13 protein-coding genes and 1 tRNA gene are annotated in these 13,382 nt (G+C 66.4%); all 14 read right to left on the bottom strand.

Annotated elements, in window-relative coordinates; genetic code table 11:
• Positions 1-120: 120 nt before the first annotated feature.
• The 14 genes from AB0N24_RS02475 to AB0N24_RS02410 all read right to left on the bottom strand — a co-directional run bounded on the left by AB0N24_RS02475 (position 121) and on the right by AB0N24_RS02410 (position 13,378).
• Positions 121-194, bottom strand: a tRNA-Leu gene (locus tag AB0N24_RS02475).
• 20 nt (positions 195-214) lie between these two features.
• A complete protein-coding gene (locus tag AB0N24_RS02470) occupies positions 215-1,156 on the bottom strand; it encodes an N-acetyltransferase (RefSeq protein WP_364119968.1) in 942 nt (313 codons plus the stop codon).
• A gap of 67 nt (positions 1,157-1,223) precedes the next feature.
• Entirely contained in the window at positions 1,224-2,702 is a 1,479-nt protein-coding gene (locus tag AB0N24_RS02465) for an FAD-dependent oxidoreductase (protein ID WP_364119965.1), read from the bottom strand.
• 52 nt (positions 2,703-2,754) lie between these two features.
• Positions 2,755-4,128, bottom strand: a complete 1,374-nt coding sequence (locus AB0N24_RS02460; protein WP_364119962.1) for a S8 family serine peptidase — start codon at positions 4,126-4,128, stop codon at positions 2,755-2,757.
• 31 nt (positions 4,129-4,159) lie between these two features.
• Positions 4,160-5,107: a Ppx/GppA phosphatase family protein gene (locus AB0N24_RS02455; RefSeq protein WP_364119960.1), complete on the bottom strand. Its 948-nt coding sequence runs from the start codon at positions 5,105-5,107 to the stop codon at positions 4,160-4,162.
• Positions 5,104-5,775, bottom strand: coding sequence for a DUF501 domain-containing protein (locus AB0N24_RS02450; protein WP_364120614.1), 672 nt, complete (start codon positions 5,773-5,775; stop codon positions 5,104-5,106). The genes AB0N24_RS02455 and AB0N24_RS02450 overlap by 4 nt, the downstream gene beginning before the upstream one ends.
• A 130-nt stretch (positions 5,776-5,905) precedes the next feature.
• Complete coding sequence (locus AB0N24_RS02445; protein WP_364119957.1) at positions 5,906-6,592, bottom strand: septum formation initiator family protein; 687 nt, start codon at positions 6,590-6,592, stop codon at positions 5,906-5,908.
• 124 nt (positions 6,593-6,716) lie between these two features.
• On the bottom strand, positions 6,717-7,997 hold the full coding sequence (eno, locus tag AB0N24_RS02440) for a phosphopyruvate hydratase (protein ID WP_104172754.1): 1,281 nt from the start codon (positions 7,995-7,997) through the stop codon (positions 6,717-6,719).
• A gap of 121 nt (positions 7,998-8,118) precedes the next feature.
• Complete coding sequence (locus AB0N24_RS02435) at positions 8,119-8,781, bottom strand: MazG nucleotide pyrophosphohydrolase domain-containing protein (RefSeq protein ID WP_364119954.1); 663 nt, start codon at positions 8,779-8,781, stop codon at positions 8,119-8,121.
• Between the two features lie 37 nt (positions 8,782-8,818).
• On the bottom strand, positions 8,819-9,970 hold the full coding sequence (locus tag AB0N24_RS02430) for an adenosine deaminase (RefSeq protein WP_364119951.1): 1,152 nt from the start codon (positions 9,968-9,970) through the stop codon (positions 8,819-8,821).
• A 40-nt stretch (positions 9,971-10,010) separates the two neighbouring features.
• A complete protein-coding gene (locus AB0N24_RS02425; protein WP_311380609.1) occupies positions 10,011-10,739 on the bottom strand; it encodes a DedA family protein in 729 nt (242 codons plus the stop codon).
• Positions 10,740-10,891: 152 nt separating this feature from the next.
• Positions 10,892-11,524 (bottom strand): DedA family protein, encoded by a 633-nt coding sequence (locus AB0N24_RS02420; RefSeq protein ID WP_364119948.1) that lies wholly within the window; start codon positions 11,522-11,524, stop codon positions 10,892-10,894.
• 97 nt (positions 11,525-11,621) lie between these two features.
• Positions 11,622-12,944, bottom strand: a complete 1,323-nt coding sequence (locus tag AB0N24_RS02415) for a thymidine phosphorylase (protein ID WP_364119945.1) — start codon at positions 12,942-12,944, stop codon at positions 11,622-11,624.
• Positions 12,941-13,378, bottom strand: a complete 438-nt coding sequence (locus AB0N24_RS02410) for a cytidine deaminase (protein ID WP_364119942.1) — start codon at positions 13,376-13,378, stop codon at positions 12,941-12,943. The genes AB0N24_RS02415 and AB0N24_RS02410 overlap by 4 nt, the downstream gene beginning before the upstream one ends.
• Positions 13,379-13,382: the final 4 nt, after the last annotated feature.

Raw genomic sequence — 13,382 nt, 5'->3', positions numbered from 1 at the left:
ATGGTCACATCCTTATAACAGTCGTTGCATATGGGAAACCACGATGCTGACGTGCAGGAAAGCGGCATGATCCCGCCGGAGGAGGGCGCACACAAGGACGGCGCGTCAAGAAAAGGAAAGTACCCCAGGTGGGACTCGAACCCACAACACGCGGATTTTAAGTCCGCTGCCTCTGCCAATTGGGCTACTGGGGCGCCCGGTCAATGGTATCCCGTCAGAGCCGTTCGAAGGGCCCGGCATACCGGAACCTTCCATGGACACCTCCGGGCCAAACGGCCAGCGGGAGCAGCTGGAAGTGTTCACCCCACCGCTCCGGCGGTTCGATGCCCAGGGAGACCGACGGCACGAATCCGAAACGGGAGTAATACTCCGGACCGCCCAGCAAGGCAATCCCCCTCTCCCCCGCGGCGTTGGCACGCGACACGGTTTCCTGCATGAGTGCGGAGCCGATCCCGTGGCGCTGCAGCCGGGGCACCACTCCGATGGGGCCAAGGCCCAGCAGCTCGAGGTCACCCACCCAACCCCGGGTGCTGATGACATGGCCCACCACTTCGCCTGCCTGTTCGGCAACGATGCTGAACTGGGGCAGGTACTCCTCGCAGTCGAAGAGTTCCTTCAGCAGCCCGACTTCAACGGGTTCGCCTTCAACGGGGAGCCCGGTCACCGGCGAGACCGAGAAGGCCGCCGCCGTCAGCTCCAGGATGGCCGGCCTGTCCTCCGGCCGCTCACTGCGCAGGACAAGTTCGGGCGCAGGCTGGTCCGAGCTTTCGGCCGCAAGTTCGTGGAGTATCTCCAGGGCACGGTCTGCGTCGGCCACCGGAACCAGGAGATGATCGTGGTGGAATCCGGCCAGGACGTTGCAGCTGATGCGGGCGTCCGTGAGCGCCGCGCTGACGGCGGCCGTGAGCCCAATGGCTTCGAGGGATGAATGCACCTCGAGCGTGATCCACGCGGCAACAAAGTCGTAGGGAAGCTCCAGCTTGTCCGCCTCCGCCCGCGGCAGCACCACCGTGAGGCCTTCCGCCTCCCGGACCGCGGCTTCGATGCCGGCAACAAGCGGCCTGCCGTACGGCCAGAGGGCGTAGACATACTCACCCTCCCGCAGGATGGGGTGGATGGATGCCAAGAGGGTCCGGATGTCCTTTTCACCAGTCATGGGGCCATTAAACAGCAACGGCGGCCGTTCCCCCGGGGGAACGGCCGCCGTCGACGGCTTTCGCCTGCTACTTGTTGTCAGCCGACACGGTCTGCTTCTGCTGGCTGTTGCTTCCGGCGCTGCCGGACTCCGCCGGCTTTTCAGCGGCCGGTGCGGCTGGAGCTGCAGCCGGCTTGGGTGCCGGAGCGGCGGCGGCGACGAATGCGCCGCGCGGGTTGTCCAGGTCGATCAGCTGCGTGGTGTCACGGCCCATGATGAAGGAGAGGATCCAGCCGAAGATGACGCGGATCTTGCGCTCAACCGTGGGCATGGCCATTCCGTGGTAGCCACGGTGCGCCAGCCAGGCCAGGGGGCCCTTGAGGCCGATGCGGCCCAGGAGGTTGATGTTGGCAACGCCCTTCCATTCGCCGAAACCGGCAACGGCGCCCAGGTTCTTGTGCTTGTAGTCCTTGAGCTCCTTGTCCCAGCGGGAGGCCCACAGGTTCTTGGCGAGGCGCTTGGCCTGGCGAAGGGCGTGCTGCGCGTTCGGTACGCAGGTACCGTCCGGCAGGCCGCTGCCCGTGAGGTCCGGCACGGCGGCGATGTCGCCGGCAGCCCAGGCGTTCTCGATGATGCCTTCATCACCCGCGACGCGCAGGTCCGGAAGGACGCGGACGCGTCCGCGCGGCTCTAGCGGGAAGTCGGTGGAGCGGACCATCGGGTTGGCCTGCACACCGGCAGTCCAGACGAGAGTGTCTGCTTCGAATTCCTGTGCCGGGGTCTTGTCCGGAAGGTTGATGAGCTTCAGGGAGCCCTCGGCGCTGTCCAGCGAGGTGTTCAGCAGCACCTCGATGCCGCGGCTGCGCAGGTGCTCAACGACCCAGTCGGCCTGCTTGGCCGTAACCTCGGGCATGATGCGGCCCATGGCTTCAACCAGGACGAAGCGGACTTCCTCCTGCTTGACGCGGGGGTTGTTCTTGACTGCCGCGCGGGCGAGGTCTTCCATCTCGGTGATGCACTCGATGCCGGCGAAGCCGCCGCCAACCACCACGAAGGTGAGGGCACGGGCGCGTGCTGCGGGATCGGTGATGGTGGAACCGGCTTCGATCCGCTCGAGGACCTTGTTGCGGAGTGCAACGGCTTCCTCGATTGTCTTGAGGCCGATGCCCTTGTCCGCCAGGCCCTTGATCGGGAAGGTGCGGGTAATGGCGCCAGCGGCAATGACGACGTCGAAGTACGGCACCTCAAAGTTCGGGCCGCCGTCGGACGGGGCAACCACGGCTGTCCGGTTCGCGTGGTCGATCGACGTGACGCGGCCCTGGATGAGTTCCGTCTGCTTCAGGTGCTGGCGGTGGGAGACGACAGCGTGGCGCGCCTCAATGTTTCCGCCGGCTACTTCCGGCAGGAAGGGCTGGTAAGTCATGTAGGGCAGCGGATCAACGACAGTGACGATGCCACCGGCATTCGCGATCTTGTTCTGCAGTTTGAGGGCTACGTACAGGCCGACGTACCCGCCGCCGACGACGAGTACCCTGGGACGGTCCTGGAGCTGTGGGGTTGTTGCCATGATTTAAGAATACAGTAGTTTGTGAAAATCTTCACTAACTACTGGCCGGCCGTTACGTTCCGCCGGAGTCCACCGCGTCCAGCACTCCGGTCTCGGGCTCGTCGCGCACGCGCCGGGGATTACGGGATGCCCGTCGAAGCTGGAATGCGGCACCTGCGACGATGGCCGCGAACAGCAGTCCGAAGCCGATGACCACCATCGCCGGCACGGCACTGTCCAGCCGGGACGGGGCCTCGGCCACGGGTATCGTGGCGGCGGGAAGCGTGGGCGGGGCACTCGTAGGGCTGTCCCCGGGTGCTACAGCGGGTGTGCTGGCGGCGGGCTCGCCGCGGCGGTGGACCCTGATCCAGTCAGCTACGGTGCCCAGCGGGTTCACCTTGGTTTCCGGCACGTCGTCCTTCAGCGCCGCCTCGGCGTTGAGCACGCCATAACCGTAGATGGGGTCCTTGCCCGGCGCACCGGCGTCCTTGGCCGTGGTGACAATCCTGTTGATGACCTGGCTGGCTGTCATTTCCGGCCATTTGGAGCGGATCAGCGCCGCCACGCCGGACACGATGGGCGTGGAACCGGAGGTGCCGGCCCATTCCGCATAATCGCCGCCGGGCATGCCTCCGATCAGGTTTTCCGCCGGCGCCGCCACGCCGATACTGATGCCCTGGGATGAGGCGTCCACACTGGCAGCACCCTTGCGGTCCAGCCCTGCCACCGTCAGGACGCCGGGAATGGTTGCCGGCGCCCCCACCTGTACGTTGCCGCCCACGCGGTTGCCGGCAGCGGCAACGATGACCACGTCCTTTTGTTCGGCGTAGAGGAACGCCGCGTCCCAGCTCTGCGGCCACTCCGGCGAGGTGCTGCCCAGCGAAATGTTGATCACGCGGGCGCCGTTGTCGACCGCCCAGCGGACGGCGGCGGGAATCTGTTCCTGGTCGCTCTTCCCGCCGGGATTCGAAGACCCAAGCCAGGTGGAAACCGAGAGGATCTGCGCCTCGGGGGCGACGCCCACGATGCCGTCCGGGCCGGGTGCCGGTTTGGCACCGGGACTGGCGGTGGACTTCGGCGGCTGGTGGCCGCGGCCGGCCAGCATCGTTGCCACCAGCGTGCCGTGCTCCGGCTTTGAACCGATGCTCTTCTGCCCGTCGGCGCTGCCGGCCCCGGAAGCGTCGCTTCCCCCAACAACCACGCCCTTCAGGTCCGGGTGCTTGGCGTCCACGCCGCTGTCGATGACAGCCACCTTGACGTTGGCGCCCTTGGAGACCTCCCACGCCTTGGTGATGCCGGACTCGGCCAGCCAGTATTGCTTGTCCCGCCATGAATCGGCACGGGCTTCCGGCGCCGCGATCAGCGACGTCGCCAGGCTTCCTGCGGCAAGGGCCATCGCAGTCACGGCGGAGGCCGTCCGGCCCCAGCGGGTTGTTGCTCTGGTCATTCGGGTCCAATCGGCTCTACAGGCGAAGTCATTAGCTGATGCTCAGGGCAATTCCGTCGAGAATATCGTGTTCACTGGCCACTGCCGAAGTGATCCTGCCCTCCGTCACCTCGGCCAGGCGCTCCAAGACACGGCGCCAGACCAGGCCGCCGGCGCCGATAACGTCCACCCGGCCAGGGTGCATGTACGGCAGTCCGGCACGATCGGCCTTGGACATCTCAAGGAGATCCGTGCAGGCTTCGCCAAAAGTGCCGAGGGGAAGTTCCGTGCCGTGGATGATCCCGGGCGAGTATTCCGGCAGCCGCAGCGCATGGGCGGTAATGGTGGTGACCGACCCTGCCACGCCGACGACGGCGGTGGTGCGGTCCAGCGGAACGGCCAGTCCCGCCTCGCTGATGGCGGCGTCGACGTCGGCCTCCGCCGCAGCGATCTGCTCCGCCGACGGCGGGTCGTTACGAAGGTGGCGTTCCGTCATCCGGACGCAGCCGACGTCCACTGATTTGGCCGCAATGACGCCGCTGGCGTCGCCGAGGACAAATTCGGTGCTTCCGCCGCCAAGGTCCACCACGAGCACGGGGGCGGCGCCCCGGGACGGAAGCACGCTGCTGGCGCCGGCGAAGGAAAGCGCGGCTTCCTCGTCGCCTGTAATGACTTCGGGTTCCACGCCGAGGATCTCGCGGATGCCGTCCACGAACACCTTCCGGTTGCGGGCGTCGCGGGTGGCGGAGGTGGCAACGAAGCGGACCTTCCCGGCTCCGTGCTCACGGATAAGTCCGGCGTAGTCGGATGTTGCCGCAAAGGTCCGGTCGAGGGCCTCCTGTGCCAGTTCGCCTGTTGCGTCCACGCCCTGGCCCAGCCGGACCACACGCATTTCACGCACGACGTCCGTGAGCGTGGAACTGCTGCCGTTTCCGTCCACGTCCGCGATCAGGAGTCGGATCGAATTGGTTCCGCAGTCGATGGCGGCAACCCGGGTCACTTGGCGGCCTCCGTGGAGTCTTCGGTGGTCTCGTCAGCGTGCCGCTGGGTGTTGCGTACGGGCGCCGCGCGGCCCACGATGTCCGGAAGTCCCTGCGGCCCGTGGCGGCTGAGGTCCTTTGAGGGCGCCTCTCCCCCGGTGTCCCAGGCGCCGTCGCAATAGCAGCGGTCCGCTGTCCACCATTCGCTGATGGCGGCAACGGCTTCATCGCCCAGCGGGTTGACTCCCGGGCCGGCAGCGAGGGAATGGCCCACCAGGACGTGGAGGCACTTCACACGGGCGGGCATCCCGCCGGCGGAGATACCGTCGATCTCGGGGACGGCGCCAATGCCTGACCGCTCGCCAATCTCCGCCCGGGACACGAGATAGGCCTCGTGTGCCGCGCGGTAGTCCGCGGCGAGGCCGGAGTCTGCGGAGAGGCGCTCGTTCATCCGGTTCATCAGGCCGGCGGCTTCGAGGCGGGACACGGCCGACGTAATGACCGGGTGGGTCAGGTAGAACGTGGTGGGGAACGGTGTTCCGTTGCTGAGCCGGGGTGACGTCGCCGCGACCAAGGGGTTACCGCAGACGCAGCGGGCCGGGATTTCGACGACGTCGCGTACCGGACGCCCCAACTGGCGGCTCAGGACGTCCAGGTCACGGGCAGACGGGTGGCTGAAAGCCGACACGCTTGCGGCGCCTTCCTCCACGGGGTTCCCGTCCAGGGCATTTTCGCCCACTGCATGCTGGTCCACTGGCGCGGCCGCCTTCCTGCCCTTGGAGGCTGACCCGTGGGACAGCCGGCGGAGGGCACCGCCTCTAGTCTGTTGCCGAACGCCTGATGGACTCCCAAAGCGAGTCCACCCATGGCAGGTTGGCCGGGTCCTCAGCTGATCCTGTACCGGCCTGGCCACTGGCGGTCCCGGCCGGCAGATCGCTGCCAAACACCCAGTAGCCGGTTTCTCCCGGCATAACCATGTTAATGCGGTCGCGGGCCTGCTGTTTCACGTAGTTCGGATCCTGCCAGCGGGAGACCTGGAGTTTCAGGTTGTCCCGTTCGGCTTGCCGTGCCGCAATATCCGCCTCAAGCGCGGCGATCTCGGCCCGTTTGTCGATGAAGATCTTGACCGTGGGGGCAAGCATGATGGTGATGGCAATCATGACCACGGCCAGGGCAAGCATCCGTCCGGAAAAGGCCTTGGCGGGGACGGGATCCTGGTTGTCCGAGGCATTTGTCCCGGACGCCCGGGTGGATTGGCCCGGTGACTGGCTGCCGGACGGACGGCCCGCGGCCTGCTTGCCGGCAGCAACCCCGGCTTTGACCGACGCCCCCAGGCGGCCTGCCGTGGTGGCTTTACCGGGTGCAGCGGGCGGCTTGGCCTCGGCGGCGGGCAGGTGCCGCGTCGCGCCGAAATCCGCGCGGATGACTTCAGCGCCGTCGTCGGCGTCCTTGGACTGACGCGCCGCGGGCGTAGCCCGGGGAACCTTGGGACGGCGGGTGGCCATGACACTCCTGTAATGAATGGTCCGTGCTGTGCTCAGTTCTGGCCGCGAACCGGTCCTTGGCACAAACAGAACCGGTGGCCATGGTCTTTCAACCATAGCCACCGGTCAGCTGTTTTTTTGGAGGCTAGCCCTTGAAACGCGGGAATGCGCTGCGTCCGGCGTAGCGTGCGGCGTCGTCGAGTTCCTCTTCGATGCGCAGCAGCTGGTTGTACTTGGCAACGCGCTCGGAGCGTGCCGGGGCACCGGTCTTGATCTGGCCCGCGTTGGTGGCAACGGAGATGTCAGCAATCGTGGTGTCCTCGGTTTCGCCGGAGCGGTGCGAGGTGATGGTGGTGTAGCCGGCACGCTGGGCCAGCGACACTGCATCCAGCGTCTCGGTCAGGGAGCCGATCTGGTTGACCTTGACCAGGAGCGAGTTGGCGGTCTTGGTGTCGATGCCGCGCTGCAGGATGGCCGGGTTGGTGACGAACAGGTCGTCGCCCACGAGCTGGACCTTGTCGCCGATGGAGTCGGTGAGGGTCTTCCAGCCTTCCCAGTCGTTTTCATCCAGCGGGTCCTCGATGGAAACCAGCGGGTAGTCCGCCACGAGCTCGGCGTAGTAGGCGCTCATCTCGGTGGCGGAAAGTGCCTTGCCTTCGAACTGGTAGGCGCCGTCCTTGAAGAACTCGGAGGAGGCAACGTCCAGTGCCAGGGCGATGTCCTTGCCCGGGGTGTAGCCGGCGTTCTTGATGGCTTCCTGGATCAGGTCCAGGGCGGCACGGTTGGACGGCAGGTTCGGAGCGAAGCCGCCCTCGTCGCCGAGGCCGGTGGAGAGGCCCTTGGCCTGCAGGACGGACTTGAGGTTGTGGTAGACCTCAACGCCCCAGCGCAGGCCCTCGGAGAAGGTCTCGGCGCCGATCGGGACAATCATGAATTCCTGGATGTCCACGTCGGAGTCGGCGTGCGAGCCACCGTTGAGGATGTTCATCAGCGGAACCGGCAGGACGTGCGCGTTGGGGCCGCCGAGGTACTTGTACAGCGGCAGGTCAGCCGAAGCTGCAGCGGCATTGGCCACGGCCAGGGAAACACCCAGGATGGCGTTGGCGCCGAGCTTGCCCTTGTTCGCGGTGCCGTCCAGGTCGATCATGGCCTGGTCGATGCTGCGCTGGTCGGTGGCGTCGAAGCCGGTCAGGGCCGGAGCGATCTGGTCGATGACAGCGTCAACGGCCTTCTGGACGCCCTTGCCGAGGTAGCGTCCCTTGTCTCCGTCGCGGAGTTCAACGGCCTCGTGTTCGCCGGTGGAAGCACCGGAGGGGACTGCTGCGCGGCCGATCTGGCCGTCGGACAGCAGAACTTCAACTTCTACGGTCGGGTTGCCACGGGAATCGAGGATCTCGCGGGCGTGGATGGCATCGATAAGCGCCATGAATATGCTCCTTATGGTGAAGCGATTTACTGGGAAACTAGCGGAAAAACTCGACGTCCTCGTCAGGGACTAGCGTAGTCGAGAGTGGTGCACGTTACGGAAACCTATCCAGAACCGGACGTCATGATCCCGTCCGGGGCGTAGCCGGGTGACCAGGGCGGTGGCTGTCCTGGTAACGCCGGACGGCCCCGCGGAGGGCGCGTTCGGCGTCGAAATCCCTGGTTCGGGCGGCGGCGGCGAGCTCGAAGAGAAACTCTCCGAGCTCATCCTCAGTGGCGAAGGCGCCGACGAGCTGACCCACTGAGGGGACGGGTGCGGCCGCCGTGATGCCTGCCCGCCCGGCCCGGTCCAGGGACTTTTGGGCCCGGGCGAGGGCCGGAAGAGCCTGCGGGATTCCCTCGAAAGGATCACCGCGTTCCTGCTTCTCGGCCCGCTTGATGGAGTCCCATTTCCGGACGATCTCCGCCACGCTGGCGGGGAAGGTGTCCTGCAGCGAGCCGTCCGGCCGGAACACGTGCGGATTCCGGCGGATCAGCTTCGACTCAAGCCCCTGAACGACGTCGTCGAAGCCGAAGCTCCCCCGTTCCTCCGCAAGGCGGGCGTGCAGCACCACCTGGAGCAGCACATCCCCCAGCTCCCCGCGGAGCTCTGCCTCGTCGGCGCCGGTTTCAATTGTTTCGGCGACCTCAAAGGCCTCCTCGAGGAGATACTCCACGAGGGACTCGTGGGTGAGTGCCCCCACCCACGGGCAGTGCTCCCGGAGGGCGGCTATCCTGGCCGCCAAAGAGGCGACCCCTGAGGCGGTCGGGCCCGAACCGTCCTTAGGCAAGATTGGCGTAGGCGTCGTTGATGTACTCAACGAGGGCTTCCTTTTCCTCCAGCGGCAGGAACGCGGCCTCGGCGGCGTTGAGTGTCAGCTCAAGGAGATCGTCCAGATCGTAGTCAAAGGTTTCCACGAGCAGTTCGAACTCGTCGGTGAGGGTCACGCCGCTCATCAGCCGGTTGTCGGTGTTGATGGTGACGTTGAAGCCGATCTGGTAGAGCATGTCCAGCGGGTGGCTTTCGATGCCCTCCCCGAAGCCGGCGATGGCGCCGGTCTGCAGGTTGGAGGACGGGCAGATCTCCAGGGCGATGCCGCGGTCGCGGACCCAGCTGGCGAGCTCGCCAAGGGTCACCATGCCGATGTTGTCATCGGCGTCGTCTCCCTCTTCTGCGTCTTCGTCGTCGAATTCGACCGTGATGTCCTCGGCGATGCGCACGCCGTGGCCCAGGCGCAGGGCACGGCCGTCAACAAGGGCGGACTGGATGCTTTCCAGGCCTGCGGCTTCGCCGGCGTGGACCGTGGCGGGGAAATTGTGCTGGGCCAGGTAAGTGAAGGCATCCCGGAAGCGGGCCGGCAGGAAGCCGTCCTCGGCGCCGGCAATGTCGAAGCCCACGGCTCCGTTGTTGCGGTGCCGGACTGCCAGTTCGGCAATCTCCTGGCCGCGGTCCGCGTGGCGCATGGCCGTGATGAGCTGGCCGACCTGGATTTCCCGGCCGGTTTCGGCGACGGCGTCCACGCCGGCGTCGAGCCCTTCCTGGATGGCTTCGACCACTTCGTCCAGTGTCAGCCCCTTCTGCACGTGCTGCTCCGGCGCCCAGCGCACTTCGCCGTACACCACGCCGTCGTCAGCAAGGTCCTCAACGAATTCCTTGGCCACCCGGAAGAGGCCCTCTTTGGTCTGCATCACGGCGATGGTGTGGTCGAAGGTCTCGAGGTAGCGGACCAGGGAGCCGGAGTCGGCGGATTCCCGGAACCATTCCCCCAGCGCCACCGGATCGGTGGAGGGCAGGGTGTGTCCGACGGCCTCCGCCAGTTCGATGATGGTGGCCGGGCGCAGGCCGCCGTCCAGGTGGTCGTGCAGGGATACCTTGGGGAGGCTCTTGAGGTCGAAGTCGATGGCAGGGGCAGCGTCAAGAATAGGGTCAGTCACGGTTCCCACCTTAGGGTCGGCGGCCGCGTAATGCCAGCCGTCAGGCTTCCCTGGCCTCGGCATCTCCGGCGGGGGCGGCGAGGACCGTTCCGTGGCCGTGGACAGCCGCCGGGGCGGTGCCCGTTCCGCCGTCCAGCCACTCGTCCACGACTTCGGCGTCGTGGCGGCCGAGCCTCTTGTGCCACCAGCGCAGCAGGTGGTCGATGATGATCCCCAGAATGATGGCGAATACCACGGCAATGCCGGCGCCGAGCAACGGGTTGTCATGCAGCAGGGGGAAGGAACTGGCCAGCAGGCCTATCCCGATCGAATAGCCCACCCAGGTAAAGCAGGCAAAGGCATCCAGGATAAAGAACCTGCGGTGCGGAAAGGCGGTGGTGCCGGCGACGTAATTGACGGCCACGCGGCCCCAGGGAATGTACCGGGCCGTGAAGATCAGCACCGCGCCGCGCTTCTCCAGCTCATAGTTGGCCCACGCGAAGACTTTCTGCACCTTGGGCTTGCGCATCCAGCGCCACCGTTCCAGCCCGATCTTCCGACCCAGCATATACGCCATGTTGTCGCCGGCAATGGCGCCGACCAGCGCTGTGGCACCGAGAATCCAGAGGTTGGGTTCGCCGCTCTGGCGTGAGAACGCAGCGAGGGCGACGATCAGTGTTTCGCTGGGCACGACCATCGCGAAACCGTCGACAAAAAAGAACACCAGCAGTATGGGATAAATCCACCATTGGCCTGCGGCATGGAGCACTGCCTCATTGATAAATTCCACGCGGGGCCCTGCTCCTATGAAGTGATGGAAATCCTATTTAGTGTCGCATGTAAGAAGCATGATTCGCTACGCTCCGGTGGGAGAAAAACAATTCACTGGAGCCTCCTCCGGGCGGGCGCGTGCTAGTACGCCGGTCGCTGCATGCGCCCTTGCTAGGGACCTGATGCGGGCTCCTCCGCAGGTTCCTCGGGCAGCCGGCCACGGAAGCGGCCGATCATGATGTCAACAATGATCCCGAGCAGGATGGCGCAGACAATGGCAATGGTGGCACCGAGCAGGTGGTTGTCCTCGAACCACTGCCCGAAAAAAAGGCCGATCGCTACGGAATATGAGGACCACAGCGCAGCGGACAGCACGGTCAGCCCTACGAACCGCAGGTGCGGAAAATGCGTGGCACCGGCCGTGAGGTTCACTGCCACCCGGCCGATCGGAACAAAACGGGCCACGAGCACCAGGGACGCCGGCCGCCTCCTCAGTTCATTCCCCGCCCAGTGGAAGGCTGTCTGCATCCGCGGTCCGCGCATCCACCGCCACCGCCGCGTACCTACCCGGCGTCCAATCAGGTAGGCGATGTTGTCACCGCCGAATGCACCCAGCGCGGCCATGAGCATCAGCAGCCAAGGGTTGGGCACGTCGGCGGTTGCTGCCACGGCGGCCAGGCCCACTACCACCGACTCGCTGGGGATCGGCGGGAAGAACCCGTCGATCACGCAGCAGGCCAGCACCAGCAGGAGAACCCAGGGCTGCCCGGCCGCCGCAAGAATAAAGTCGTTGATAGCCTGCACAGTTTCCTAACGGCCGGGGCCACCCGTTTTCTCCCCGGCCGGTCCGCGGACGGCCCATGCCGCCGCCGCAGGGACCCGGCCGGAGAGAACCACGTGGTCAGGCGATGCGGTCGATGATGAGTTTCTGCGCCGGCCGGGAGCCTTCCGGCGCAACCAGCACGGCCCCTTCAAGGGCTTCCTTGGCACGTCCGAACTTCTCCGGGGTGTCCGTCAGCAGTGTCATCAGCGGCTCGCCGGCACGGACCACGGCACCGGGCTTGGCGTGCAGCCTGACGCCGGCTCCTGCCTGGACCTGGTCCTCCTTGCGGGCCCGGCCGGCGCCCAGCCGCCAGGCCGCCACGCCCACGGCCAGGGCGTCCAGCTCCACGAGGACACCGTCGGCCGGTGCGTAGACAACCTCGGACTCCTTGGCCACAGGCAATGTGGCGCGGGGGTCGCCGCCCTGCGCCTCGATCATGCGGTTCCACACGTCCATGGCCCGGCCGTCCTTGAGCGCGGCACGCGGGTCGGCGTCGTGCACGCCTGCGCAGGCCAGCATTTCCTCGGCCAGGCGGACGGTCAGTTCGACGACGTCTTCCGGACCGCCGCCGGCCAGCACCTCCACCGATTCCTCCACCTCGATGGCGTTTCCCGCCGTGAGTCCCAGTGGCGTGTCCATGTTGGTCAGCAGGGCAACCGTGTTGACCCCGGCGTCCTTGCCCAAAGCGACCATTGTCTCGGCCAGTTCCCTGGCGCGGGCCTCATCCTTCATGAAGGCGCCGCTTCCCACCTTGACGTCCAGGACCAGCGAGCCGGTGCCTTCGGCGATTTTCTTGCTCATGATGGAGGACGCGATGAGCGGGATGGCCTCCACGGTTCCGGTGACGTCCCGCAAGGCATAGAGCTTCTTGTCCGCAGGTGCCAGCCCGGCGCCCGCGGCGCAGATCACCGCCCCGACGTCCTGCAGCTGGGCCATCATCTCGTCGTTGCTTAGCGCTGCGCGCCACCCCGGGATCGATTCCAGCTTGTCCAGCGTGCCGCCGGTGTGGCCGAGGCCGCGCCCGGAGAGCTGCGGGACGGCCACGCCGAAAACAGCCACCAGCGGTGCCAGCGGCAGCGTGATCTTGTCCCCCACTCCCCCCGTGGAGTGCTTGTCCGATGTCGCTTTCACACCGCCGTCGGGACGCCGCAGGCCGGAGAAGTCCATCCGTTCGCCGGAGGCGATCATCGCGGCGGTCCAGCGCGAGATCTCCGCACGGTCCATGCCGTTGAGCAGGATGGCCATGTTCAGGGCGGCCATCTGCTCGTCGGCGATCGCGCCCCGGGTATAGGCGTCGATGGTCCAGTCGATCTGTGCCGGGGTCAGGACGCCCCTGTCCCGCTTGATGCGGATGATGTCGACGGCGTCGAACGCCTCGGTTTTGCTTGGGGTTTGTGTCACCGGGGTTCCTCCAGGTGTTGGGGACCAAAGGCATCGGGTAGCACCTGGTCCATGGTTTTGATTCCCTGCGTTGTCATCAGCTCCATGTCGGGAGCCCGGAATTCGTACAGCAGCTGGCGGCAGCGCCCGCACGGCATCAGGATGTTGCCGCCGGCGTCCACACAGTAGAAGGCGCGCAGCAGCCCGCCTCCGGTCATGTGCAGGTTTCCCACCAGGGAGCATTCCGCGCAGAGTGTCAGGCCGTAGCTGGCGTTCTCGACGTTGCAGCCGCTGACGATCCTGCCGTCCGCGGTGAGGGCCGCTGCCCCCACCGCGAACTTCGAGTACGGGGCATACGCGTTCTTCATGGCGGACACGGCGGCGGCTTCGAGGGCCGCCCAGTCCACGTCCGCGGCCGGGTGGGGCGAAGCCTCCGGGTGCGAAGCGTCTTCCACGGCC

Source organism: Arthrobacter sp. NPDC093128 (assembly GCF_040683875.1).
Taxonomy (GTDB): domain Bacteria; phylum Actinomycetota; class Actinomycetes; order Actinomycetales; family Micrococcaceae; genus Arthrobacter.
The sequence above is the reverse complement of the archived record's forward strand: the minus strand, read 5'-3'. Positions and strand labels throughout refer to the sequence as shown.